General features: G+C 72.3%; 1 pseudogene. It reads right to left on the minus strand.

Going from position 1 to position 552, the window contains the following annotated elements:
• A pseudogene (locus E4P42_RS26820) lies at positions 1-552 on the minus strand (cytochrome P450); the annotation flags it as partial.

The following is a 552-nucleotide window of genomic DNA, read 5'->3' on the forward strand; positions in this document are numbered from 1 at the left end:
TGCGCGCCGAAGCCGTCGTCGCTGAGCACGTTCCGCGCGCACTGGGCGTTCACCCAGCCGGACAGCTCGGCGACCCGCGGGGCGCCCTTGGCCACCAGGTCGTTGCTCGGGCCGAAGGCGTTGAACAGGTGGTCCCCGTAGGGCAGCAGGTTCTCCCGGCCCTCCTTGGGGATGCCAACCGCGTCGGGGAACACCCGCAGCGGGAAGGCCTCGGCCAGCGCTGCGACCGCATTGAACTCCCGTGTGCCGGAGAGCAGCTGCTCGACGAGATCCTCGGCGTCGGCGAGCCATCCCTCGCGCAGCCGGCGCAGCGACCGGGGGCTGAGCACCTTCTGCAGCACGCGGCGCGGCGCGTCGTGGCGCGGCGGGTCGGCCTCCAGCAGCAGGCTCGGTGGCCGCCACGGCTTCTCGTAGCGGAAGTTGGACAGGCCGACCCCCGCCGCGGACTGGAACTCCTGCCAGTCGACGAGCGCGTCGTACACCTCGCGGTACCGGGCGAAGGCGTAGACGTCGTACTTGCTCAGGTACACGAGCGGCCCGGCCTCGCGCAGC

This window comes from Mycobacterium sp. PS03-16 (assembly GCF_004570325.1).
Classification (GTDB): domain Bacteria; phylum Actinomycetota; class Actinomycetes; order Mycobacteriales; family Mycobacteriaceae; genus Mycobacterium.